This is a genomic window from Microbacterium sp. Cr-K20 (assembly GCF_000708325.1).
Classification (GTDB): Bacteria; Actinomycetota; Actinomycetes; order Actinomycetales; family Microbacteriaceae; genus Microbacterium.
Genome location: NZ_JARE01000070.1, coordinates 26,867 through 48,244, shown reverse-complemented (window position 1 = coordinate 48,244; position 21,378 = coordinate 26,867). Strand labels below are relative to the sequence as shown.

General features: G+C 68.9%; 20 protein-coding genes and 1 tRNA gene. 11 read left to right on the top strand and 10 right to left on the bottom strand.

Features of this window, described 5'->3' with window-relative positions; translation table 11 throughout:
* The first annotated feature begins 29 nt into the window (after positions 1–29).
* The 3 genes from GZ67_RS0117100 (at position 30) to GZ67_RS0117090 (ending at position 5,346) form a co-directional block, all read left to right on the top strand.
* Positions 30–1,682, top strand: a complete 1,653-nt coding sequence (locus GZ67_RS0117100) for a SulP family inorganic anion transporter (RefSeq protein WP_231481857.1) — start codon at positions 30–32, stop codon at positions 1,680–1,682.
* The gene (locus tag GZ67_RS0117095) at positions 1,675–2,655 is read left to right on the top strand and encodes an FUSC family protein (RefSeq protein WP_231481856.1); all 981 of its coding nucleotides are present in this window, start codon (positions 1,675–1,677) and stop codon (positions 2,653–2,655) included. The genes GZ67_RS0117100 and GZ67_RS0117095 overlap by 8 nt, the downstream gene beginning before the upstream one ends.
* A 99-nt stretch (positions 2,656–2,754) precedes the next feature.
* Positions 2,755–5,346, top strand: a complete 2,592-nt coding sequence (locus GZ67_RS0117090; protein ID WP_029261900.1) for a LuxR C-terminal-related transcriptional regulator — start codon at positions 2,755–2,757, stop codon at positions 5,344–5,346.
* A gap of 21 nt (positions 5,347–5,367) precedes the next feature.
* Here the strand turns inward: GZ67_RS0117090 and GZ67_RS0117085 are convergent, their stop codons facing one another.
* From GZ67_RS0117085 to GZ67_RS20895, 5 genes are all read right to left on the bottom strand, one after another.
* Positions 5,368–6,084, bottom strand: a complete 717-nt coding sequence (locus tag GZ67_RS0117085; RefSeq protein WP_029261899.1) for a GAP family protein — start codon at positions 6,082–6,084, stop codon at positions 5,368–5,370.
* 48 nt (positions 6,085–6,132) lie between these two features.
* Positions 6,133–6,804 carry a GAP family protein gene (locus GZ67_RS0117080; protein WP_029261898.1) on the bottom strand — a complete coding sequence of 224 codons (672 nt, stop codon included), beginning with the start codon at positions 6,802–6,804 and terminating at the stop codon, positions 6,133–6,135.
* A complete protein-coding gene (locus tag GZ67_RS0117075) occupies positions 6,804–8,483 on the bottom strand; it encodes a SulP family inorganic anion transporter (protein ID WP_029261897.1) in 1,680 nt (559 codons plus the stop codon). The genes GZ67_RS0117080 and GZ67_RS0117075 overlap by 1 nt, the downstream gene beginning before the upstream one ends.
* 126 nt (positions 8,484–8,609) lie before the next feature.
* Positions 8,610–9,755 (bottom strand): AI-2E family transporter, encoded by a 1,146-nt coding sequence (locus tag GZ67_RS0117070; protein WP_231481855.1) that lies wholly within the window; start codon positions 9,753–9,755, stop codon positions 8,610–8,612.
* Between the two features lie 71 nt (positions 9,756–9,826).
* A complete protein-coding gene (locus tag GZ67_RS20895; protein WP_029261895.1) occupies positions 9,827–10,741 on the bottom strand; it encodes a mechanosensitive ion channel family protein in 915 nt (304 codons plus the stop codon).
* A gap of 157 nt (positions 10,742–10,898) precedes the next feature.
* On the opposite strand from GZ67_RS20895, the gene GZ67_RS0117060 reads away from it, so the two are divergent.
* Both GZ67_RS0117060 and GZ67_RS0117055 read left to right on the top strand, forming a co-directional pair.
* The gene (locus GZ67_RS0117060; RefSeq protein WP_051662610.1) at positions 10,899–11,966 is read left to right on the top strand and encodes a DUF998 domain-containing protein; all 1,068 of its coding nucleotides are present in this window, start codon (positions 10,899–10,901) and stop codon (positions 11,964–11,966) included.
* A 148-nt stretch (positions 11,967–12,114) separates the two neighbouring features.
* Positions 12,115–14,571, top strand: a complete 2,457-nt coding sequence (locus GZ67_RS0117055; RefSeq protein ID WP_029261893.1) for a LuxR C-terminal-related transcriptional regulator — start codon at positions 12,115–12,117, stop codon at positions 14,569–14,571.
* Between the two features lie 31 nt (positions 14,572–14,602).
* Here the strand turns inward: GZ67_RS0117055 and GZ67_RS0117050 are convergent, their stop codons facing one another.
* On the bottom strand, positions 14,603–15,046 hold the full coding sequence (locus tag GZ67_RS0117050) for a DUF6325 family protein (RefSeq protein ID WP_136025836.1): 444 nt from the start codon (positions 15,044–15,046) through the stop codon (positions 14,603–14,605).
* A 4-nt stretch (positions 15,047–15,050) separates the two neighbouring features.
* Positions 15,051–15,437, bottom strand: coding sequence for an SHOCT domain-containing protein (locus GZ67_RS0117045; protein WP_029261891.1), 387 nt, complete (start codon positions 15,435–15,437; stop codon positions 15,051–15,053).
* Positions 15,438–15,663: 226 nt separating this feature from the next.
* Between GZ67_RS0117045 and GZ67_RS0117040 the strand changes: the two genes are divergently transcribed.
* From GZ67_RS0117040 to GZ67_RS0117030, 3 genes are read left to right on the top strand one after another with little or no spacing between them, the layout of a single operon-like run.
* Positions 15,664–16,098 (top strand): DUF6325 family protein, encoded by a 435-nt coding sequence (locus GZ67_RS0117040; RefSeq protein WP_029261890.1) that lies wholly within the window; start codon positions 15,664–15,666, stop codon positions 16,096–16,098.
* A gap of 1 nt (position 16,099) precedes the next feature.
* Entirely contained in the window at positions 16,100–16,447 is a 348-nt protein-coding gene (locus GZ67_RS0117035) for an SHOCT domain-containing protein (RefSeq protein ID WP_029261889.1), read from the top strand.
* Between the two features lie 57 nt (positions 16,448–16,504).
* A complete protein-coding gene (locus GZ67_RS0117030) occupies positions 16,505–17,890 on the top strand; it encodes a hypothetical protein (protein ID WP_029261888.1) in 1,386 nt (461 codons plus the stop codon).
* A 58-nt stretch (positions 17,891–17,948) separates the two neighbouring features.
* Here the strand turns inward: GZ67_RS0117030 and GZ67_RS0117025 are convergent, their stop codons facing one another.
* Positions 17,949–18,902, bottom strand: coding sequence for an HAD family hydrolase (locus tag GZ67_RS0117025; RefSeq protein ID WP_029261887.1), 954 nt, complete (start codon positions 18,900–18,902; stop codon positions 17,949–17,951).
* Between the two features lie 277 nt (positions 18,903–19,179).
* Between GZ67_RS0117025 and GZ67_RS0117020 the strand changes: the two genes are divergently transcribed.
* The 3 genes from GZ67_RS0117020 (at position 19,180) to GZ67_RS0117010 (ending at position 20,297) form a co-directional block, all read left to right on the top strand.
* Positions 19,180–19,524 carry a hypothetical protein gene (locus GZ67_RS0117020; RefSeq protein WP_029261886.1) on the top strand — a complete coding sequence of 115 codons (345 nt, stop codon included), beginning with the start codon at positions 19,180–19,182 and terminating at the stop codon, positions 19,522–19,524.
* A 141-nt stretch (positions 19,525–19,665) separates the two neighbouring features.
* Positions 19,666–19,998 carry a hypothetical protein gene (locus GZ67_RS0117015; RefSeq protein WP_029261885.1) on the top strand — a complete coding sequence of 111 codons (333 nt, stop codon included), beginning with the start codon at positions 19,666–19,668 and terminating at the stop codon, positions 19,996–19,998.
* The gene (locus GZ67_RS0117010; protein ID WP_081860039.1) at positions 19,998–20,297 is read left to right on the top strand and encodes a DUF2188 domain-containing protein; all 300 of its coding nucleotides are present in this window, start codon (positions 19,998–20,000) and stop codon (positions 20,295–20,297) included. The genes GZ67_RS0117015 and GZ67_RS0117010 overlap by 1 nt, the downstream gene beginning before the upstream one ends.
* 101 nt (positions 20,298–20,398) lie before the next feature.
* On the opposite strand, the gene GZ67_RS0117005 is transcribed toward GZ67_RS0117010, so the two are convergent.
* A tRNA-Arg gene (locus GZ67_RS0117005) sits at positions 20,399–20,471 on the bottom strand.
* A 16-nt stretch (positions 20,472–20,487) separates the two neighbouring features.
* Complete coding sequence (locus GZ67_RS0117000; RefSeq protein ID WP_231481854.1) at positions 20,488–21,303, bottom strand: SGNH/GDSL hydrolase family protein; 816 nt, start codon at positions 21,301–21,303, stop codon at positions 20,488–20,490.
* Between the last annotated feature and the right edge of the window lie 75 nt (positions 21,304–21,378).

Below are 21,378 nucleotides of genomic sequence, written 5' to 3'. Positions count from 1 at the left end.
GGACGACCACACGGAGGCAGGAGGATGCAGTGACCAGACCGTCCTGGCTGTTCAGCACGCTCGCGGGTTACCAGACCAGATGGGTCGTGCGGGACGTGGTCGCCGGACTCTCGGCCGGTGCCGTGGTGATCCCGCAGGCGATGGCGTACGCGACGATCGCGAACCTTCCCGTCCAGGTGGGGCTGTACACGTGCATCGTGCCGATGGTGGTCTACGCCGCCCTCGGAGGCAGCCGGGCGATGAGCGTCTCGACGACCTCGACGATCGCGACGCTCACGGCGACGACCCTCGTCTCCGCCGGGGTCGCAGCCGGCGCGGAGGACGCGATCGGCTCCCTGATGATGCTCACGCTGCTGGTCGGAATCATCCTGCTTCTCGCCCGGGTCGGCCGACTCGGCTCCCTCGTCGAGAACATCAGCGGGGCCACGGTGCTCGGACTCAAGATCGGCGTCGGCGCCACGGTGGCCGTCGGTCAGCTGCCGAAGCTGCTGGGGGAGACCTACAACTTCTCGGGGCACGGGTTCTTCCGATCGTTGGCCGCCGTCGGAGAGGCGTTCGGCAGCGTCAACTGGCCGACGGTCGCGCTGTCGGCAGGCTCGGTGGTGCTGCTGGTGGTGCTGAAGCGCTGGGCGCCGAAGGTCCCGGGGACACTCGTCGTCGTGGTCGGCGGGATCCTCCTGGTCTGGCTCGGCGGGATCGACCGACTCGGAGTGAGTCTCATCGCCGCTGTGCCGAGCGGACTGCCCGTTCCCGGATTGCCCGACCTGGCGCAGGTCACCGCGCTCGTTCCCGGTGCCCTCGCGATCGCCGTCATGGCTTTTCTCGAGTCCGCAGCCGTCGCCCGAAGCCTGCGCACCGCGGACGAACCACAGATCGACAGCAACCAGGAACTCTTCGCCACCGGTGCGGCGAACACCGTCGGCTCGTTCTTCGGCACCATGCCCGCGGCGGGTGGTTTCTCGCAGAGCGCGGTGAACCAGAGTGCCGGGGCGCGATCCCAGCTGGCGACGGTCGTCACGGTCGTGCTCGCCGTCCTGGTCGCCCTGTTCCTCGGCCCTGTCCTCAGCCTCATGCCCGAGGCCACCCTGGCCGCCATGGTCTTCGTCGCGGTCGCGGGGCTCATCAACGTCCCGGAGCTGGTGCGGTGGGCTCGGATCAGCCGCGTCGACTTCTGGATCGCGCTGTCGGTCGCGATCATCGGGCTCACCGCGGGATTGTTGTCGGCCGTCGCCGTCGGTGTCGTGGTGACGCTGATCCTCGTGCTGCGCGAAGTGAACGTCCCGAGGATCCGCGTGGTGGGAAGGATCGCCGGCGTGCTCGGCATCCACCTGGAGCGCGGGCTGTACACCGCGAATGCGCTGGTCAACGAGCGCAGGCTTCTCGAGATCGTCGACGGCGAGGAAGAGGAGGTCGCGGCTCTCGTGCTCGGGATGAGGCAGCAGGAGGTCATGACCATCACCGTGCTCGAGGCGCTCGAGAACCTCGACCGGGAGCTCGCGCAGCGCGACACGGAGCTTCACCTGGCCGCGCTCCCTGAACCGGCCGCCGCTGTCGCCGGACGCACGCCGTGGTTCACGGCGCTGCGCGCGGCCGGTCGCGTGCACGACACCGTGCGGGAGGGGATGGAGGCGGCCGCCACCGCCCATCGCCCAGCGGCGGCGGGAGGCGGTCGGGGTGGATGACCAGGCCGGCCTGACCTGGCAGTGGGCGAGGTTCGGTCTCGGTATCGCTTTCGCCCTGCCCGCGATGGTCGTCGCTCCCTTCAGCCCGACGCTCGGTCTCGCTCTCGCCGTCGGTGTTCTTCCCGCGGCGGCGTTCCGGCTTCCGCCTCGGCGACGCGGTCGCGCGGTCATCCTCCTCGTCGGAGGTCTCAGTGCGATCGGGCTGCTCGTGGGTTCGCTGCTCGCCACCGTGCCCGCCGTCGCCGTCGTCGCGGTTTTCGGCGCGGCCGTGCTCGCGTGCATCAATGCGGTGCATGGGCGCCTGGCGCAGCTCGTTCTGATCCTCGTCCTGCCGATGATCGGCATCGGTCTGAGCTTCCCCTGGTCATCGGCAGCCGTCGGGCTCGCGGGAAGTATGGTGGCGGGATCGCTGTACGCGTGGCTCGTCTCCCTGCTCTGGCCGGAGCGAGATGGCCCGCCGCCGCCCGCAGCTCCTGTGCCGCGAGGTCGGGCGATGCTGGTCTACGGGCTCCTTCTCGGTGCCGCGGCTGCGATCGCCGCCGCTGTGGGCTTCCTCCTCGATCTGCAGCACGTCGGCTGGGCGACGGCAGCGGTGCTGCTGGTGATGCGTCCTGTGCGCGGGCAGCTCATATCGCGCAGCATCGGCCGGGCGATCTCGGTGCTCGTCGGCGCTTTCGCCGCCGCCGCTTTCGCAGTCCTCGCGCCGGGAGATCTCGTCATCGGCCTCGTCGCCGGCGTCGTCGTCGGTGCCCTGTGTGCGACCCAGGGGAGCCGCTGGTATGTGGCCCCGGGCTTCACGACGTTCATCGCCCTGACCTTCATCCTGGTGAACTCCACGGAGCAGCCCGGAGCACGCTTCCTCGAGCGGGCACTGGAGACACTTCTCGGCGTCGGGCTGGCGCTCTTCTTCGGGGCAGCCGTGCCGTCTCTCCTCTCGTTGCTCGCTCTTCGACGGAGGTCGCCCTCGGTCTAGACCTTCGTCCTCTCGGAAGCGCTTGAGCCCTTATCTGCGCGGTGTCATACTGCGGATATCTACTGGCCTGGCATCGAACGATGGACCGGGGGGGTTCCCATGACGGAGAGCATCGGCGACGACGATGCACCGAGGACGTTCGTCCCCGAGGCGGGCGAGGATGACGTCGCGCGTCCACGACTGCTCGACCGGCTCACGGCCGCGATGGACGAGCCCTGGACCTTGACGCTCGTCACCGCCCCGGCCGGAGCCGGCAAGACCAGGCTCCTCGCCCGCTGGGCCCAGATGATCGACGCGGAACCGGACACCGCGGTGGTGTGGGTCTCGTTCCAGCGCGGTGACGTCGATCTCTCGCTTCTCCGATCGGCGCTCGAACGGATCGACGATGCGCGGCTCCAGGAGAGCCTGGCGAAGGTTCCCCGAGCGGTATCGAGCGACACGGGTCGGTCCCTCGCGCGCGTGCTGCGGGCGACCCCCCGCCGCATCGTGCTCGTCTTCGACGACGTCCACCTGATCCGCACACCGGAGCTGGCCGACATGCTGTCGGGGTTCGTCCAGGCTGTCCCCGGCAATGCGCACGTCGTGCTCTCCGGGCGCGGCACGCGGCTGATCCGCGTGGCGCGGCGTCGTATCGCCGGCATCGCGCTCGAGCTCGACAACGCCGATCTGGCGTTCACCCCCGCGGAGGTGCGGTCCTTCTTCCGCGCCAACGGGATCCCGGTTTCCCAGGGGGAGATCACGAAGATTCTCCAGCGGACCGAGGGCTGGGCCGCGGGACTTCGCCTCATGGTGCTCGCTGGAGCGGCGCACGCCGACATCGCCGACAACGCACTCCGCGGGGATGCGCCGGCGCTGGTCGACTACTTCCTCGAGGAGGTCTTCGCCGACCTGGATGAGGAGCTTCGCGAGTTCCTCCTCGTCACGTCCGTCCCGGAGGCGTTCTCGCTCGATCTCGCGTACCGGCTCTCGCCCGGCGCACCCGCTGCCGCCCTGGTGGACAGGCTCATCCAGCTCAGCGTGCTGATGGGCAGGCACGGCACCGATCCCGTCTGGTACCACTATCACCCGCTGCTGCGGGAGTTCCTCGCTGCCCGCCTGCGGGACCGGGGGCGGGCCGTCATCGAGCACCTCGAGAAGGACACCGCCGAATGGTTCGCCGAGCAGCAGGAGCACCTCCCGGCGCTGCGACACGCCACGCAGAGCGCGGATCCGGCGTGCATCTCCGTGGTGCTGCGCCGGTGCGGGATGCAGCTGATCCTGACGGGCCACGCGTGCGAAGTGAGCGAGGCGATCCGGACGATGCCTGCACCGCTGCGGTCGGACGCCGCGGTACAGATGCTGGTCGCTGCCGCGGAGCTCGCGCGCGGCGATGCCTCGGCGGCGGCAGCCGTCCTCGCGACGGTACGCGACCAGGACGGGTCGGCGGCGACCCGTCAGTGGCTGACGGGTCTCGATCTGCACACCGCCGTGCGACGTGGGGGGATCGAGGAAGCCCTCGCGCGGCTCGGACGTGCGTTCGACACCGTCACGGGAGAGACCCAGCTCGACACCTACGCGTTCCTGCAGGCGGCAATGGGCGAGTTGTATGTCGGTCACCTGGACCGCGCCGAGCGCTATGCGCGCTCCGCTGCCGATCAGGCGCGAGCGGTCGGCGCGATCACGGCGGAGCTCCAGGCATCCGCCGTCCTGAACACCAGCGCTCTCTTCCGGGGCAGGATGCGCGACGTTCTCGCCTCGGGGGCGCGACTGGACGCCCGATGGCGCGAACTCGGGATGCCGGACGATCCCTTCTACGAGGTGACCAGGGTCTGGCGGTACTGGGTCCCATACGAGCGTCTGCAGGTGGTCGACGCCGAGCAGACCTTCCATGCGGCGGAGGCGATCATCCACTCGGGCTCCGAGCCGGCGATCTCGAGGGGTCTGCAGGGGCTGATGGCGCTGTTGAGCGCCGAAGCCGCCCCCGAACCGCATGCGGCGGCCGCCATGCTGCTCGAAACCCTCCTCCCTCGGGATGACATGCCGCTCCCTCCCCACTGGTATGCGATGCTGGGCGCCTTCGCCGTGCACGCCTTCGACCGGCTGGGAGAGCCGAACCTGCGGGACCAGTTCATCGCCGAGACCGAGCGCGCACTCGGCACGAGTGGTGAGGTGGTGATCCTCCGCGCGATCGCGGCTCTGCACGACCATCGGCACGCGGTCGCGCGCGAGACGCTCGCCCCCGTCCTCGACGGTTCGATGACGTGCGCGCTGCCGGCCTCGATGGTGGACGCCTGGCTGGTCGCTGCCGCGCTCGACGTGCACACCGGTGACTCCGAGCGGGCCCAGGCCTCGCTCTCCCTGGCGCTCTCGCTGGCGGAGTCGGAGGAGCACGTCCGCCGTTTCGCCGCAGCCGATCCTGCCGTGATCCGTCTGCTGGGCGCGCGGGCGACCGCCGGAACCCGGACCCGCTTCGCCGACACCGTCCGTGAGCGTCTCATCTCCGCGGGGTTGCTCGTGGACACGGAACTCACGCATCGCGAACGCATCGTGCTGCTGGCGTTGAGCCGCAACGCGACGCTGCGTCAGATCGCGCAGGAGGAGTTCATCTCCCCGAACACCGTCAAGACGCACGTGCGCAACATCTACCGCAAGCTCGGCGTCTCGGACCGGGACAGTGTGACGGCGGCCGCGCACGCCCTCGGGATCGAGTAGCGCACAGAGGAAGCCGGTCACTCAGAGCAGCGCCGCGAGCGCCTTCTGCAGCTGGAGGGCGCCGATCACGAGGAGCAGAGCCGCGTTGAGCACGTGTGTGTTGCCGGCGATCCACGTGCGCACGCGGTCGAGCAGTGGCTGCGCGTCCCGTCCCCGCACGACGACGTACACGACGGGGAGAGCGATCGGGAGGGTGCCCACCACGACGAAGGCGGCTGCGACCCAGAGTCCCGCGGCCGGATCCACGTCGGACAGGGTGATGTCGAGCGCGGCGATGATGGCGCAGGACGCGTCGACCGGGTTCAGGACGAAGAGCCCGATGCCGAGGAGAAGCGTGCGCCCGGGGCGGAAGGACTCCACCGAGTGTAGCCAGCCGGGGAGTTGGGGCGAGGCGGCCACGACATCGCGTGGCGTCGAAGCCGCCGCCATCCGCTGGATGTGCACTCGGCCCTTCCGATACACCCAGACGGCGGAGACGACGAGGAAGAGGCCGACGAGCAGACGCACGAGCGGCACCCAGAGGGGCGGTTCGCCGCGTTGATGCACCTGCAGCACCGGGAACAGCCACAGGAAGAGTGCCATGAGTCCGGCGAGGCCGAGGAACCATCCGAGAAGATAGGCGATCCCATTGGCCCTCGCGTTCCGCGACAGCAGCACCGCGACGAGAGCCATGATCGCGAGCGGGCTCAACACCACGCCCAGAGCGACCGGGATGAGATCCAGGATCAGCTCGCCCATCTCCGTGCTCCTCTTCTCCGAGTTCGCCCGCGCCGCTCGGTGACGGGTCTAGAAGCTTCCGATGCCCTTGCCGATCATGGACACCCCGATCACGAGCAGCAGGACGGCCATGATGACGGCGTTCTCGGTGGCGAGCCAGCCGCGCAGGGCGTCGAGCGGGCCGCGGAGACGATCGGCGGCGATGAGATAGCCGACCACCGGGACCAGGACGGTCGATGCGGCGATGAGGGTGTAGATGACGATCACCAGCACGATGGATCCGCCCGGAAGCGCCGCCGCGCCGATGTCGGTGCCGGCGCCCGCCGCCATGATCAGGTTCTTCGGGTTCACCGCCGACAGCAGGAAGCCGAGCCCCAGGGCGACCGGGAAGGTGATCGTGTCGATGGCCTTCATCCACTTCGGGAGGGCGGCCTCTTCACCGGCCTTCGGCCGCTTGCGCCACTGCCCGAAGGCCAGGACGAACAGGAGCAGACCGAGCACGAGCTGCACCGCACCGCGGATCGGATGGGAGACGTCGGGGTCGTCTGCGGGGAGTATCGAGGACAGCAGGGTGAACACCGCGACCGCGGCCACGATGCCGACGACCCAGCCGAGCAGGAACCCGACGCTGGTCACTCGCGCCTTCGGAGAGAGCAGCATCAGGATCGCGGCGATGATCGGTATGGGACTGATCGCGACGCCGAGTGCGAGCGGAAGCATGTCTCCGATGACGGTACCCATCACTGGTCTTCTTTCGGTAGGGATTCGCGTTCGGCCGATGACGGCACCAGACGCGTGATGGCTGAGCGGTTGGTCGAATAGACGTCCTCCGACGTCAGCAACCCGAGGCTGGTCAGTCGGTGCAGCGTGTTCGGGCGGACCCTGCTGAACGAGAGCGACACCGACCGAGCAGCGAGCCAGTCCTTGAGCGATGCGAACGATTCGGCGCCCGTGACATCGACATCGGTCACGGCCTCCATGTCGACGACGAGGTGCTGGACGGCCCCGTCGCCCGCCGAACGGATGGCGTCCTTCACCGCGGTGGAGAAGACCGCCCCGTTGGCGAAGAAGAGCGGGGCGGCCAGGCGGATGACGATCACCCCCGGAGCGGTCACGGTTCCGGCAGGAGCGTCCTCGAGCAGGGACTCGCCCGGATCACCGCTGGATTCCAGGACGTCGATCGCGGGATTCGAAGCGCGTCGCGCGATGTTGATGAGCGCGAGCACGAACGCGACGAGGATGCCCGGGATCGAGCCGATGAACAGGGTGACGAGGAAGCAGGTCGCGCCGATCAGGAACTCGAACCGGTCCTTGCGCCACAGATCGATGAAATCGCGGATCCCGAGGAGCGGGATGATCGCGACCCCGACGATGGCACCGATGGCGGGCGAGGGGATGTCCGCCAACAGTGCGGTCCCGAAGAGGAGGAGCAGGAGCGTTCCGACGGCGAGGATCAGTGCGGGGAACTGTGTGCGCGATCCCGCCTGGTCCATGGCTGCCGTGCGCGAAGTCGACGATCCGACGGCGAAGCTGCCCTGAGCTCCCGCAGCGACGTTGGCGATGCCGAACGCGAACAGGTCCCGGTTCGCATGGAACGGGTAGCCGTGCTTCTCGGAGTAGGAGCGCGAGACGAGGAGCCCCTCAGCGGTGGTGACCAGTGTCAGCGCGATCGCGGACGGAATCAGCGCGAGCCAGAGCGACCAGTCGATCATCGGCCAGGTCAGCTCGGGCGGACCCGCGGGGACTTCACCCAGAACGGCGACACCGCGTTGATCGAGACCCGTGAGGACGACCACGAGCGTCGTCGCCACGAGGACGATCAGCGCCCAGGGGATGCCGCGCAGGTACCGGCGTCCCAGCAGCAGGACCGCCACCGAGCAGACCGAGATCAGGACGGCCCAGAGATTGATGGTGGCGAGACCTCCGATGAGGTCGGCGACCTTACCCGTGAACTCCTTGCCGGAGTCGATCTTGACGCCGAGCATCTTCGCGACCTGACTGACCATGATGTCCAGTGCGAGGCCGCCGACGAATCCGACCAGGATCGGCTTCGAGAGGAAGTTCGCCAGGAATCCGAGCTTGAACACGGCGAGGAGCACGAACATGCCGCCGCAGATGATCGCCTGCGCGAGGGCGAGGGTCGCGTAATCGGCGCTGCCCGCCGCGGCAAGGCCACCGATCGACGAGGCGACGAGTGCGGCAGCCGCCGCATCAGGGGAGGCGACCAGCTGACGGGAGGAGACGACGAGGGCGTACACGATCGTCGGCACGATCAACGCGTACAGTCCCGCGGTCGGGGGGAGCCCGGCGATCTGCGCATATCCGATGTTCAAGGGGATGGCGATGGCGAGCAGCGTGACGCCGGCGGTCAGCTCCGTGAGGAAGTTGCGCCTCGTCAGCCCCGCGAGTGGACGTTGCACGTCGACTCCCTTCGGGAGCGCTCCGAACGAGCGCGTTCGCGTTCACGATCCCATCGTGGGGGTCGCGGCGACCATGCCTGGGTCGCAACCTCCTCCGGGTGATTTACCGAGACCATGGGTGCCCTTTCATCCGTTGCCACGCGCCCGGCGACGCCGATTCCGAACGCGCGCGACGGGACGCTGTTCCGGTTCGGGCTCCGGCGGCAGGGCCGTGTGGTCGCCGGAGAGCCAGCGCACCCACGTCGACTCAGGATCGCCTTCGAGGACCAGTGTGCGCACGAGCAGGGTGAGGGGGATGGAGAGGATCGCGCCGAGCGGTCCGATGATGAAGGTCCAGAAGATCACAGAGAAAAAGCTCAGCGTGAGGCTGAGGTCGACTGCGTCGCTGACGAACTTCGGCTGCACGAGCACTTGGAGGACCACGTTGACGATGCTGTAGACCGCGATGACGCCGAGAAGCAGCGGCCAGCCGCCGACGACGAAGGCGAGGATCGCCGGGGGGATGAGCCCGACCACGAAGCCGACGTTGGGGATGAAGTTCGTGACGAACGCGAGGATCGCCCACACCACTGGAGCCGGGATGCCCATCCACCACAGGGCCAGCCCGTCGATGACAGCCACGATCGCGCCGAAGGTGGCATTGACGATGTAATAGCGCCGGACACCGGAGTTCAGGCGGGAGATCCGGGCGAGGGCGGCACCCTTCGTCGCGCCGAACAGGGCGGGCGCTCGACCGTAACGGGCCGCATCGATCGCCATGAAGATGATGTAGGCGCAGACGAAGAACAGCGCCGTCGCGACGCTGAGGACGGTGCCGCCGATGCTTCGTGCAACGCCGAGCAGCGTCTCGGGATCGAGGACCGAGGCTGCCGCGTCCGAGGCCTCCTCGTCGAGGCCGAGTGACTGCAGCCACCCCACCACCTCTGCGGCGGTGTTCTCGAGACCGCCCTGCGACACCAGGTCGCCGATGAGTCGCGCGAACTGCGTGCCGGCGAGCCAGAGCAGAGCGCCCATCGACAGCAGTATCAGGTAGGCGACGACGATGACCGCGGTCGTGCTCGCCCACTGCGGCCAACCGCGCCGATCGAGCGGGCGGCGAAGCGGCTCGCAGATGACGACGATCACGATGGCGAGTGCGATCGGCCCGAACAGATCACGCGCGAAGTACACGCCGGCCAGCGTCACCGCGCTCGCCGCGAGCAGAAGAAGCACGCGCAGACTGGGGGAGAGCATGCGATCGGTGGCGCGCTCGGGCGCAGGCGAGGGGTTCACGCGGCCAGCGTAGCCCGCGGTCGGACGGGAGCCCGGTCGCCTCGCGGACGGCGGACCGGCGGCCCGGGAGATCAGAACGGCTCCGGGGGCACGAGGGGCGGGGGCCCCTGCTGCGGCGTGACCACGGCTTGCAGCCCCGACGCCTCGAGAGCCTCCGCGACGCCGCGCACGGTGTCGGAGATCACGGCACTGCCATGCAGTGGGTGGTGCCAGATCTGGAGGGTGAGCGTCCAGCGAGTGGGCGAGATCGCGGCGACGCGCACGGTCGGGTGCTCGCGGGCGTGCACGCCGTCGACACCGCTCGCCGCATCCGTGATGGTCGTGACCGCGTCGTCCAGGTCGAGCCCCGTTGACCGCGCGATGCGGATGTCGACGTCGCTTCGGCGCGCGCCGTGACGCGAGTCGTTCACCAGGACCCCGGTGAGCAGCGCGGCGTTCGGCACGTGCACCGTGCGGCCGTCGACCGTCGTGAGGATGACCGAGCGACCGTTGAGCTCCTGCACGGTGCCCCGGATCACCCCGTCGGGGCCGTCGATGCCGATCTCCTCGCCGATCTTCACCGACTGACGGGACTGGATCAGGACCCCGGCAGCGAAGTTGTCCGCGACACCGCGCAGCACCAGGACCAGGACGATCGCGGCGATGACCGTCATCGCGAGCAGAGGCTGCACGTTCGCCCCGAGGAACGCCAGCCCGACCCCGATCCCGACCAGGAGCAGCGCGTACTGCGTGAAGCGCGCAGCCAGCTGCGAGACGGAGTCGGAGATTCCCGGGGTCCGCGCCGCCAACTTCAGCACGCCCTTGCGAGCGAGCCGCGAGAGCAGCCAGCCGATCAGCACCGACAGCAGCGCGAGCACGATCTGCCACCCCGACAGGCCCTCCGGGAACAGGTCGCCCAGCGTCACGATCGCCGTCCGCTCGACGTCTGCCCCACGCTCCTCGACCTCATCCGACAAGCATGCGCGACGCGTCTCCCCGGTGCCCACGACACTCATCCTCAACGGGTGAGCACGGCGCGACACACGTGCGGCGGGGCCGGACGGCCTGCTCGGGGAGTCCATCGGCCGCGCTTCACGGCGCCGCATCGCCCCGAAGGGATGAGCCGCTCTCGCCGGTGGTGCAGCGGAGAAGGAGACTGAGCTCATGTCGTCGACGCCAGCAGGGCACGATCTCCTCACGGAAGCCCGCTCCCGCGGGGCCACACGAGAGCGCGCTCGGGAAGCCATCGGGCTCCAGATCTCGATCTTCGCGTTCGTCCTCGCCGCCCTCGTCGCACTGCCCGTGTTCCGGCTGCAGTCCGCGCCGATCGCGGGTCCCGACTCGCTCGGACAGTTCGCGGCGCTGATGTCGGCGGTGACGGCGATCGTCGTCTTCGTGCTCGGGCGTGTCATCGCGGCCGACCCGGCGCGGCGCGACCGACTCGGGGTGCTCGACATCGTCGACATCGCCGCGTTCGCCTTCGCACACGCCATGATCGCGCTACTCGGGTGGACCCTGGCGGCGACGATCGTCGAGGCGGGACTCATCGGCGCTGTGGTGTTCCCGGTGCCTGTGCTGATGCTGGCCGGTGCCGCGGCCGCACTGACCGCCTATGTGACCTACTACTCGGCCACGCACCTCGACCTGCAGCTGCTGGCCACGGTTCTCGCCGTATTCCTCGTGCTGGGAGTGCTCGCGAGCATGCTCACGGCGAGCGACCCGCAGTGGTGGAAGGAGAACCTGAGCGCTCTCGGCATGACGGACGACCTCTCCGCCCGGGCCTTCAACCTCACCCTGATCGTCGCCGGGATCCTGGTGACGACGCTGGCCCGCTACGCGACGAAGGAGATTCCGACGCCCCATCCGCGCGGGGCCGCCTCGGTGCGCACGTGCCTCGTGATCGTCGGCATATTCCTCGGTCTGGTGGGGGTGTTCCCCGTGGATGAGCACTTCGCCCTGCACACCGGGGTGGCTTCGGGGATGGTGGTCGCCTACGCGGTGCTGATCATCGCCGTCCGGTGGTGGGTGCCGGGCGTCTCGCGCACGTTCCTGCTCGTCGGCTACGTCTTCACCCTTCTGATCCTGCTGCTCTCGGTGTTCTTCGCCGTCGGCTATTACACCCTGACCGCGGTCGAGCTGGTGGCGGGGACAGTCGTCTTCACGTGGATCATCCTGTTCATCCGCACCGCCGACGCGCTCAAACGTGACGCCGGGAGCCGTCTCGTGGACTGAAAGATCACCCGGAGGATGCCCTTGAGGGTGGAGCGTCGACGCCACTAGCTTTGGTGCCATGTCGCCCCCCGTACGATCGACGATGCCGGGCCCCATGGTGCGCTTCCGCCCACCCGGACCCCAACCGGGTGCCATCCGCCGGGAGAGGGTGAGCACCGCGATCGCCGATGCAGCGGCGATCGACCCGCTGACGGTCGTCAGCGCGCCGAGTGGCTTCGGCAAGACGACCGCGGTCGCAGACTGGGCTTCCGGGCTCGAGCAGGTCGCCTGGCTCAGCCTCAGTTCCTTCGACTCCGACCCTTCGCGTCTGACGCACGGCGTCGTGCATGCTCTGCTCGTCGGCGCCGAGCGCGCGGGGCGTCCGCTCGCACTCGCGCGGGACCTCGACGATCCCGAGCATGCCTACCAGGAGATCTGCGGCGCCCTCGAGGCGCTCGACACCCCCATGCACCTGATCGTCGACGACGCGCACCGCGCCGGTGAGAGCTGGCGCACCGGGCTCCTCGGCATGCTCGCGGAACAGGCACCGGAGAATCTCCGGGTCGTACTGGTCGGGACGACGCTGCTCGAGGTCACCCTCTCGCGGCATCGACTCACGCATCCTGCTTCCTTCGTCGGCGTGGACACGCTCAGCTTCACCGCCCCGGAGGTCAAGCTCCTGCGCACCGCGGACGGGGCCGGGCTCGCTGCCGAGACGATCTTCGCGGAGTCCAGAGGCTGGCCGATCGCCGTGCGGCTCATGATGATCGGCGGTGCCCGACCCGACTCCCGCGCACAGAGCGCGTCGAGCTTCCTCGGGACCTACGTCCGTGAGCATGTGCTGGGTGCGCTGCCTCCCGACATCGCCGACTTCGTGCTCGACGGCAGTGTCTGCGGCGAGCTGACTCCGGAACTCGCCTCCGCCGTGACCGATCGTCCGGATGCGGCAGAGCTGCTGGAGACGTGCGTCAGGCTCGGCCTCTTCCTCGACCGGTTCGAGGGTCCGCACGGCGTCGTCTACCGGTGGCACACCTCGTTCGCCAAGCAGTGTGTCGACATCGTCGCTCTCGACGCCGCTCGGGCTGCGGCCTGCCATCGCCGCGCCGCCATCGCGCTCGAGGCGACGGACCCCACCGCCTCGATCGCGCACTCACTTCGTGCGGGAGATGCGGAGACCGCGAGGGGGACGCTGCTGCGGCACTGGCTCGGTCTCGTGGTCGGTGCCCGCGCGGCGGAGATCGAGCGCACGGCGATCGATATGCTGCGCCGTACCCCTGACGACGCGCAGGTGCTCCTGGTGCGTGCGTGCGCAAGCGATGTGCTGGGTGAGCATCGCGTCGCGCGCGAGCTCTTCCGGCGTGCAGAGGCGATGATCGCGCGGACCGGGGACGGGACGGAGCCCGCGGTTCTGCAGATCGCGCGTCTGTTCATCACCGACGAGCGGTCCGAGGTCGCTGAAGCGAGTGCGAAGGTGCGGCAGATGCTCCTCGACGCGGATTCGACCGAGCTCGGAGATCGCGCGGCACTCAACTATCTCCTCGGGTGGACCGAGATCCGGCACCGCGGCAACCCGATGATCCCACTCGAGTACTTCTCGGCCGCGGCGAGGGAGGCGCAGAGCTCCGGCGATCGCGAACTCGCGAAGCGGTCCCTGGGGCATCTCGCCTTCGGCCAGACCTGGGCGGGTCGCCTCGTCGATGCGAGGTCGTCGCTGGCCGCCGCGCATCATGAGTATGACGTGAGTCTTCCCTGGAGCACCTACGCCGGAGGAAGCGCCGCCGCAGCTGCCGGGTACGTCGCGTACTGGTCGGGGGAGTTCGATGAAGCGATGCGGGCTTTCGGGACGGTGATCGCCAACGGGAGTTCCGACCGCTCCTTCACCGGCGTGGCGCGGATGATGATCGCGTACACGGCGGCCGAGACCGGTGATGTCCCGACATGCCGCCGCGCGGCGATCGGCGTGCAGGACATCCCGCTCGAGGTCGTCCACGGTATCTCCTGGCCGGCATTTCGGGAATCGTCCGTCGCGGTTCTCGAGGAGGCGGTCGGTCGACAGGACCGCGCGTTGCGGATCGCCAGGAAGTACCTCCACTGCCCGGACCTGCCGGTCGTGAACGTCACGCTCGCCGGTGTGCTGCGCCGTGCCGGTGACTACCCCGCAGCTCTGGAGATGCTGCGATCGCTGCGGGCGTTCAGCGAGGTGTCGTACGTGAAGACAGCGACCCTGATCACCGCCGCCGTGCTGCGCCGTCACACCGGGCACCACGACGAGGCGCACGAGTTGTGCGAAGCCGCGGTCGCGGTCGCCTCCGGGGAGAACATCCGGCTGCCGTTCGGACCCCGTGAGGCGGCGGTGCGCAAGCTGCTGGGCGAGCACGTGCATTTCGGCACGCAGTTCGAGGACTTCATCGGACGATGCCTCGCCAACGATGCCGCCGGCTCACTGGTGGAGACGCTCTCGGAGCGGGAGCGCGATGTGTTCCAGCAGTTGCAGACGGCGCGCACACTGCACGAGATCGCTCGGGAGCTGGCCGTGTCGATCAACACGGTGAAGACCCACCAGCGCGCCATCTACCGGAAGCTCGGGGTGTCCTCCCGCCGAGAGGCCGTGCGGACGACCGTCTGACCCCGCGCCGCGTTCCTCGCCCGCCGACGCGTCAGGGCTGGCGCAGCGCCGATGCGAGAACCGTGTTCGCGATCGAGGCGGGGATGGGTTGGGTCGCGAGGATCCGATCACCCCGACGGTCGACATCGTGGGAGAAGCGTTCACTCCAGGTCGGCTCGACGAGGATGAGTGCTGCGAGGGAGCCGATGGGGAGCCCGGATGCGAAGTGCCGGGCGTCGTCTTCGCAGACGAGACCAGGGGTGTCCAGACCGAGACCGGCGAGGGTGAACTCATCGGCGTCGATCTCGATGAGGTGCCAGTCCTCCGCGCCGAGCCGGCGGATGAGAAGGAAGTCCAGAAGGCGGATGGCGCCGCTCTCCACCTGTCGGAGCAGGGCTTCGAGGATGTCGGGGCTGAGGCGGTCGTCCTCCAGGCGCACGACGACGAATTCGACGTCGCCGAGCGCCTGCAGGGACATATCGACCACCTCAGCCACGATGTCAGCTCAGTGCGCGCGTCTTGATGGCGGCGAACTCGTCGGGAGTGATCGTTCCCGCCGCGAGGAGCTTCGACGCCTTGTCGATCTCATCGCTGGGACTGGATCCGGCGACGCTGCGGATGTAGGAGTCGGCAGCGTGCTGCTGCTCCCGGTACGCCGAGACGCTGCGTTCGCCCATTCCCTTGCCGCGTGCGATGAGGTAGACGAGCGCCGTGAGGAAGGGCACGAAGATGAGGAAGATGATCCACACGGCCTTCCACCACCCGTTGAGGGCGTGATCCCGGAACAGGTCGGCCACGATGTTGAAGAGCACCATCAGGTAGGAGATGAACACGAAGACCCAGAAGAACCACCAGATGATGTCCCAGAAGCTTTCCCAAATGGACACTTCGGACCCCTTTCGTTGAGTTACTGCGTACGGCGATAGTGACAGCGCCTCCACGGGCGCGGGAAAGCCGCTCACCCCTAGCGGGCGACCCCCGGCCCGGCAGGTCGAGCCGCCGCACGACGAGGTTCTCATCCGATCGGGGTGAGGGCGGCGATCGCCCCGATCGCGGCAGTGCGAGCATGGCCGCAGAGTCCCGGTACGTCGTCGCCGGGAGAAGGGACACTCCATGAATGACTTCCGATTCGGCCCCGCCGAGTTCTACCTCGTCGGGTTCGAGGGCGATCGTCCAGACCCGGCGACGTTCCGCGCGCTGACCGACCTCGTCGACAGCGGGGTCGTGCGATTGCTCGACTTCGTCCTGCTGTCGAAGTCGGCCGCAGGGGAAGTGGAGATCGTCGAGCTCGACACGGATGACGACTCCCTCGGACTCGACGACTTCGAGCCGATCGCCGCCGGACTGGCCGGCGAAGAGGACGTGGAGGCCCTCGCGAGCGCTCTCGCCCCCGGTCAGTCCGCTGCCGTCGTCGTCCTGGAACTCGCTTTCGCCCGGGCCCTCGCGCAGAACCTCGCCGCCGCCGGCGGTCAGGTGCTCCGTAGTGAGCGCGTGCCGGCACCCGTCGTGAACGCCATGATGGACATCCTCGATCAGGAAGGTGAATGACATGCCCTTGAGAAGATTCGGTCGCCCGGGACTGATCGGACTGGCCGCCAGGACCGCGGTGGTGGCGGGAACGGCGTCGGCGGTCGGCGGTGCGATGTCGCGGCATCAGCAGGAGCGTGCGCAGGGCCAGTACGAGCAGCAGCAGTACGAAGCCGCTCAGCAGCAGGCGCAGGTCGACGCCGCCGCGCAGAACGCGGCAGCCCAGTATGCGGCTCCGCCGGTACAGGCGGGTGCGCCGGCCGGGACGGATGATCTGATCGCGAAGCTGCAGCAGCTGGCGTCGCTGAAGGACGCCGGCGTGCTGTCCGAGACGGAGTTCGCTGCGGCAAAGCAGAAGCTCCTGAGTTGAGAGGCCTGGCCGTCGTCGGCACACGCGAGCGACGCGACCGCACGAGGAGGAGAGCGAATGAGCGAACTGGATGATCTGCGAGCCCGGGTGCTCCTCCTCGAACAGGAGAACCAGACACTCAAGAGCGAGACTCGCGAGAAGCCTCGTCGCCGACCGGTGGGCAGGAGCATCGTCGCCGGAATCGTGCTCGCCGTGGCGGTGCTGCTCGCGCCGGTCGCGGCGATGGGCACGTGGGCGCGCCTGCAGCTGGTCGACGCCGATCGGTTCGTCGCGACGTTCGCGCCCCTGGCCGAGGATCCGGACGTGCAGGACTTCGTCGCCGCTCAGGCCAGCGCCGCCATCCAGGAGCAGGTCGACCTCACGGCTGTGGTCGGCGAGGTGTTCGACGGACTACGCGAGCTCGATCTGCCGCCGCGCGCGGCATCGGCGCTGACCCTCCTGGAGGCACCGGCGGCGAGCGGACTGACATCTCTCGTCGACGGGGTGATCCACGATGTCGTCGCCTCGGACCAGTTCGCCGATATCTGGGCGCAGTCGCTGCGCTTCACCCATGAGCGCGCTGTCGCGATCATGCAGAACAGCCCCGACACCGCCCTGCAGCTGGCGGACGACGGGGTGCTCTCGATCGACCTCGGCCTCGTCGTCGAGCGGGTCAAGTCGGTGCTGACCGAGCGCGGTGTCGGCTTCGCCGATCTGATCCCGGAGATCGACCGATCGATCCCGATCGCCCAGGCGGACGCTCTGGTACTAGTACGGACCGTCTACCAGATCGCCGTCGCCGCGGGGTTCTGGCTGCCCTGGGTCGTGCTCGGCCTCGTGGTCGCCGGCATCCTGATCGCCCGGAACCGCCCGCGCGCGCTCTTCTGGACCAGTGCCGCGTTCGCGGTCGCCTTCCTCCTACTCTCGGCAGGCATGGGCATCGGGCGGACGTTCTTCATCGGGGCCGTGAGCCCGTCGATCATGACGTCGGCCGCCGCTCAAGCCCTGTTCGACGAGGTCACCTCGCTGCTCAGCTCGGCGATCGTCGCGCTGGCGATGGTCGGCGTGCTCATCGCGGTGTGGGCGTGGCTCGCCGGTTCGAGCCGCAGCGCCGGGGCCACTCGTGGTGTCCTCGAGAGCGGCTTCTCCGCGGTGCGCGGGACCTGGGAGCGACGGGGCCTGTCCACCGGACGATTCGGTCTCGCGGTGGATAGGTTCCACGGACCCATCGTCATCGTCGGCATGGCTCTCGCACTGCTCATCCTGATCGTGACGCGACCCGTCTCGTTCGGGACGGTGGTCGGCGTGACGATCGGACTGATCGTCTTCATGATCCTGATCGAGCTGCTGCGGCGCCCGACCGCGGAGGCGGATCCCCTGGATGCCCCGGGGACGCCCGAGACGGATGGCATGGGGATCGAGACCGCCGACCCGGAATCTCCGGTGGTCACCGCCGCTTCGTGAGCGGCCACGCAGGAGGATGCCCGGAGAGCCGCGCTCCCCGGGCATCCTCCTGCGTCGTTCAGGCGCCGTCGACCTCTGAAGCGGCCTGGGGGAACACGGTCGCCCAGTCGTCCTTGACGCTCACGACGGTGTACCCGGCGTCATCGGCGGCAGCGAGCGCCTTCTCCGCGCCCGCGTCGTAGGGTGCGTCGCCGCGGTCGGGGTCGTCGTGGTGGATCAGGATCGCGAATCCGGGGCGGGGTCCCTTGCGGGCGAAGTCGAGCATGGCCGTGTCGCCGTTCGAGTTGCCGCCGGCGAACAGCGGCCGTCGGCCGATGCGGCTCCAGATGCGCACCGGCTTCTCGGGTCCGTCGTCGAAGAATGCGAGGGATGACGAGTACTTCACGGTCGCGTCGGCGTCGTCCCAGGTGAGACCGAAGGCCGAGCCCACGACGCGCTCCGGCGGGATGCCGTAGTTGGCCTGCGTCATCGGTCGCATGAAGTCGCGCTCGCCGCCCGACACGATGTAGCAGGTGAAGCCGTGCCCCTCCAGATACCGGAGCAGCTCGACCATCGGCTGGTACACGGCGTCGGCGTACGGCCGCTTCAGGGCCGGATGCTGCGCCGTGCGATAGAACTCCCCGACAGAGAGCGCGTAGTCCTCCACGCTCATTCCATCGGTGAGGCCGACGAGCGCCTTGATGATGGTCTTCAGATCGGAGTCGTCACCGCTGTAGTGCTTGTCGATAGCCGTGCTCAGCCAGCCGAAGTCGCCGCTCACCGCGGCGAGGTACGGTTGCCGCTCCGCGAGCTCCGGCGCGCGTTCCGCCGCTGTACGCCATTGCTCGACCACGTAGTGCAGTTGCGTGGGCATCGGCTTCTCGGACCACAGTGTGCCGTCGTTGTCGAACACGGCGATGCGCTCCTCGACCGGCACCGCATCCGGGCCCTCCGTGACGGAGGCGACGAAGGCCTCGATGTCTCTGCGCGTGCGGGTGTCGCGCCAAGAGGGGAGAGAGCTGTGATCGGTCATGTCGGGTCCTCGCGTCTCGATGAGTGGGCGGCAATCGCCTCCAGGGTCGCACCCGCGGTGTCATCTCACAGTCATCGGTCACCCGGTGGGGGCGATGCCGTCGACCGTAGGGCGGCGATGTGTACCTCCAGCCGGGTCACCGTCGGTCGAGGATCCGTACTGAATCACCGCGAGGCCGAATCCGCAAGGGGGTCATGTGCGGGGGTGGCTCCACCTAGTGTGAAAGCGCCGCCACGGACCCGGCGGCGAAGCATCCGGACGAGTCGAGGGAGTGACCATGAAGACACTCATCACCCAGGTCGGAAGCTATCTGACCGGCGACGCGACGGCCGATGCGGTGGTGCAGTACTGGCTGGCGTTGACGGAGGAGCGACGTACCGACGTCGTCGACATCCCCATCGTCGGGTCGGGCGGCGAGCGTTCGCACGTCCGTCTGGCGCTCGGAACGATGCTTCCCATCGCGGTGGTCGACGCCGGCCTGGCACCGGAGCTCGATGACGATGAGGGCGCAGCGAGAGGACTGCTCGCGCGGGCGCACGCGCTGACGCCGAAGGCCGGACCGGCTTTCGAGCCGGGCGACGAGCCGGAGTCGCCGGACGGCTACGACTCCTCTCTGATGTGACGATGTGGGTGACGCGCGGGCGGTTCGGAAGATAGCCGCTTCGTCCGGTGGGCTCAACCCCCTGCTCCTCATCGTCCGGTCGGGTGAGACTGATCGTGGTCGCCGATTCGGCGACGAAGACGCCGAGACGAAGGAGGAGAGATGGAATCGACACCGGATGGCGTTTCGGAAGTCGGAGCGGATGCCGTGCAGCCGCTGCGCGATGCGGATGCCACAGCCGTCGGGGACGGCCGTGACCCGGCTCAGGCCGAGTGGGAGCAGACGACGGCGCTCGATGGAGGGGCGACCGACGATGTGCTCGACCCGGCGACCGCCACGGGCGCCGACCCGGATGAGCTCGCCGCTCCAGACGACGAGGTGCCCGCGGAGGACCTTCCCCGATCCGCGATGCAGCCGGAGAGCCAGGGGGACGACCCCCTCCTTGCCGAAATCGGTGAGGACGGCGAGGGCGACCTCGGGACCGGAGACATCTGATGAACGCGCTGCGGATAGTCACGAGGTCGAAGAACGGCCAGTGGGTGAATGAGGTCGAGAGCGCTCCGGAACTCTCGCGCAGCTACAGCAGCCGCGACGAGGCGATCGAGGAGGGTGAGGCGCTCGCCGCGGAGCGCGGCGCGAAGCACGTCGTCGAAGACAGCGAGCCGACGGGAACGATCACAGACGGCGGTGCGCCGGAAGATGATGTGGCTGTCGTGGGGGAGAAGCCTTCCACCGGCGCGGGGACGGACACGACGGACGAGAACGGGTTCCCCCTGGAGAACCCGTCCGGCTGATCCGCGTGAGGGAGTGCGTCAGCCGTCGGCGTCGCCACGTGCACGACGACGAAACCCCGCCTGGATCAGGCGGGGTTTCGTCGTCGTGCAGTTGGTCTGTGTGCCCCCGACAGGAGTCGAACCTGCGACCTACGGTACCGGAAACCGGCGCTCTATCCACTGAGCTACGGAGGCGTACCGATCGACAATATCACTCGTCGGGGGTCGTCTCCGACCCACCCGCTTCGGTGACCGGCGCGGCGCGCAGCTCTTCGAGTGCTGCGGCGAGCTTCTCGGCCAGATACCGGTGGCCGTCGGTGGACGGATGCTTGCGCCCCACCTCGACGTCGATCACATCGAGGTAGTTCTGCTCGGTGATCCAGTTCCGGGCAATGGGGGAGATGTACCACCAGCCGCGGGCCCCGGCGAGTTCGCCGAGATCCGTGTCGATGCGCGCGGTCGCCGCCCCGACCGGCAGCTCGTGCGGTGCCGGTCCCAGCACGACGATGACCGCGTCCGGATACGTGGCGGCCAGGGCGTCCCACGCCGAGGTCACGGCCTCACGGTAACCCTCGACGCCCTGTGCCCGGTCGTTGATCGAGCCCTGGATGATCACGAGGTCGGGTGCGAGCGAGGGGTCGAGTGCCGCGATGCGCTCTCCGAAGGTCGGGCCGTCGAGGCCGGGCTTGAGGTAACCGCTGCCGCGGACGCCGTTCACGATCGTCTCGCCGCCGAGCAGATCGGCCAGGAGGTACGCGTAGCCGAGCGTCGGGACGGTCGCCGCCGAGCCGTAGGTCCAGCTGTCTCCGAACACCAGAACGGTCGGGTGGTCCGGCAGTGTGAGGGGAGCCGGCGCGATGGCTTCGGAGGTCGTGCCGGCGGCCGCGGCCGGGGCTCCCACGGGGGCGGCGGAGGGCGGTGGCGTCCATGGCCGCCACATGCCGACGACGCCTGCCGCGACGGCGAGGAGGAGGGCGATGGCGACCCCTGCGGTGCGCAGTCGACGACGGGTGGCGGGGGCCTTCATGGGATGAGAGTAGATCACTGCGCGCCGATTGCGAATTCCGCGCGCCCCGCGCCGTCGGACGGCCGGTCGCCGACC

Excerpts from the sequence above, each read along its gene's own strand:
- GZ67_RS0117090 (WP_029261900.1), top strand. The coding sequence starts at position 2,755 with ATGACGGAGAGCATCGGCGACGACGATGCACCGAGGACGTTCGTCCCC.
- GZ67_RS0117085 (WP_029261899.1), bottom strand. The coding sequence starts at position 6,084 with ATGGGCGAGCTGATCCTGGATCTCATCCCGGTCGCTCTGGGCGTGGTG.
- GZ67_RS0117080 (WP_029261898.1), bottom strand. The coding sequence starts at position 6,804 with ATGGGTACCGTCATCGGAGACATGCTTCCGCTCGCACTCGGCGTCGCG.
- GZ67_RS0117060 (WP_051662610.1), top strand. The coding sequence starts at position 10,899 with ATGTCGTCGACGCCAGCAGGGCACGATCTCCTCACGGAAGCCCGCTCC.
- GZ67_RS0117040 (WP_029261890.1), top strand. The coding sequence starts at position 15,664 with ATGAATGACTTCCGATTCGGCCCCGCCGAGTTCTACCTCGTCGGGTTC.
- GZ67_RS0117035 (WP_029261889.1), top strand. The coding sequence starts at position 16,100 with ATGCCCTTGAGAAGATTCGGTCGCCCGGGACTGATCGGACTGGCCGCC.
- GZ67_RS0117030 (WP_029261888.1), top strand. The coding sequence starts at position 16,505 with ATGAGCGAACTGGATGATCTGCGAGCCCGGGTGCTCCTCCTCGAACAG.
- GZ67_RS0117025 (WP_029261887.1), bottom strand. The coding sequence starts at position 18,902 with ATGACCGATCACAGCTCTCTCCCCTCTTGGCGCGACACCCGCACGCGC.
- GZ67_RS0117020 (WP_029261886.1), top strand. The coding sequence starts at position 19,180 with ATGAAGACACTCATCACCCAGGTCGGAAGCTATCTGACCGGCGACGCG.
- GZ67_RS0117015 (WP_029261885.1), top strand. The coding sequence starts at position 19,666 with ATGGAATCGACACCGGATGGCGTTTCGGAAGTCGGAGCGGATGCCGTG.
- GZ67_RS0117010 (WP_081860039.1), top strand. The coding sequence starts at position 19,998 with ATGAACGCGCTGCGGATAGTCACGAGGTCGAAGAACGGCCAGTGGGTG.
- GZ67_RS0117000 (WP_231481854.1), bottom strand. The coding sequence starts at position 21,303 with ATGAAGGCCCCCGCCACCCGTCGTCGACTGCGCACCGCAGGGGTCGCC.